Raw genomic sequence first — 1,573 nt, forward strand, 5'->3', positions numbered from 1 at the left:
CCGTTGGCCTGCTTGCACAGTTTGCCACCTCGATCGCGGCTCATGCCGGCGATGTCGCCGAACTTGAAATCCTCGGCTTCACCAAGGACGGCAGCGTCTTTGCTTTCGAGGAATATGGCGTGCAGGATGGATCGGGTTTTCCCTATGCCAACCGCTACTACATCGACACCAGCACCGACAGCTTTCTCAAGGGCACGCCGATCCGGGTCCGGCTTGAGGACGAGAATGCCAAACTGGATGCGGCGCGCCTTCAGGCCCGGCAAAAAGGCGAAGCCATTGTCAGTCAGGCCGAGTTGGACGCCAATCGCGGCATCACCGCCGGCTTCAACCCGGTGACCGAACTTTCGGCCGATCCGCACCGGATGGCAGTCAACCCGCGCCCGATCTTTTCGCCGGTCGACCCACCGCTCGAGTTTCGGCTCGACGATCTCGGCATGAACAACACCGAGGGCTGCGAGAGCCAGGGCGAGATCAACGGCTTCCGGCTGCTGCGTATCGAGGCGCAGGATGGCGGCACGACCAAGCTGCTGCACGAGGACAAGTCGATACCGAAAAGCCGGGGTTGCCCGAACGGCTACCGCATCGGCGCTGTGCAGACCTTTTCGATGGACAGTCTCAGCGCCTATGCCGTGCTGATCGCGGTGCGCCAATACGGCTTTGAAGGCCCGGACTTTCGCTGGATCGCGGTGACCGGCCGCCTGTGACACCGCTTGTCCCACCCGCCCCGCGCGATCGTTCGCTGAACCGCCTTCGCCGCGCGATACCGACGCCGCGCACTGCGTTTTATGGCGCCTTGCTATGGGCCACGACGATGGGCGCCAGCGCGCTCGTCGCCCTGTTGTTGGACGACTGGGAGACGCCGGCGAAAATCCGCATTGTCACCGCGCTGTTTGCGGTGGGAGCTGCGCTGGCTTTTCCCATCGGCCTGTTCGCGGCGCGGCTGGTCTCGCAGGGAAGACGCTGGGAAGTCGCCTTTGCCGCGGCCTTCGTGTGCCTAGCCGCGGCGACGATCGGCCTGACCGCCGGGCTCTTTGCCCTGCAGTACCGCTCCTACTACGCCGAGTGGCACGCCCCTGCTTTCACCCGCACCTGGGTCCTCCAGTTCGTCTTCACGACGCTGATTGCGCTCTACCAGTTCGTGGTGCTGGGCATCCGGCTCTATTTTCCAGTTGGTTTCATCGCTCTGTTTGCCGCGGGCGTCTGGTTTGCGCGCCAGCAGCGTTGAGCATTTTGCTCGCCTCTGTTAGGACGCGGGCAAACTTCTCGATATGTCAGGACTGACCGATGATCCCTCGCTATTCCCGGCCGGAAATGGTCGCCATCTGGTCGCCAGAAACCCGGTTCCGCATCTGGTTCGAGATCGAAGCCTATGCCTGCGACGCGTTGGCCGAACTCGGCGTCATCCCCAGGGAAGCGGCAAAAACCATCTGGGAAAAGGGCGGGGCGGCAAAATTCGATGTCGAGGCGATCGACGAGATCGAGCGCGTCACCAAGCATGACGTCATCGCCTTCCTGACCCATCTTGCCGAATTCGTCGGACCGGACGCCCGCTTCATCCACCAGGGATGACCTC

The 1,573-nt window shown here is 62.9% G+C and carries 2 protein-coding genes and 1 pseudogene; all 3 read left to right on the forward strand.

Annotated elements, in window-relative coordinates; translation table 11 throughout:
* Positions 1-8 precede the first annotated feature (8 nt).
* Complete coding sequence (locus EN906_RS33605) at positions 9-704, forward strand: DUF2259 domain-containing protein (RefSeq protein ID WP_127375747.1); 696 nt, start codon at positions 9-11, stop codon at positions 702-704.
* Positions 705-811: 107 nt separating this feature from the next.
* Positions 812-1,225, forward strand: a complete 414-nt coding sequence (locus tag EN906_RS33610; RefSeq protein WP_127269893.1) for a hypothetical protein — start codon at positions 812-814, stop codon at positions 1,223-1,225.
* A gap of 59 nt (positions 1,226-1,284) precedes the next feature.
* A pseudogene (locus EN906_RS33615) lies at positions 1,285-1,566 on the forward strand (adenylosuccinate lyase); the annotation flags it as partial.
* Positions 1,567-1,573: the final 7 nt, after the last annotated feature.

It is taken from the genome of Mesorhizobium sp. M7A.F.Ca.CA.004.06.1.1, assembly GCF_003999135.1.
Taxonomy (GTDB): Bacteria; Pseudomonadota; Alphaproteobacteria; order Rhizobiales; family Rhizobiaceae; genus Mesorhizobium.

Bases quoted from the DNA above. Each gene is read 5' to 3' on its own strand.
- EN906_RS33610 (WP_127269893.1), top strand. From the start codon at position 812: ATGGGCGCCAGCGCGCTCGTCGCCCTGTTGTTGGACGACTGGGAGACG.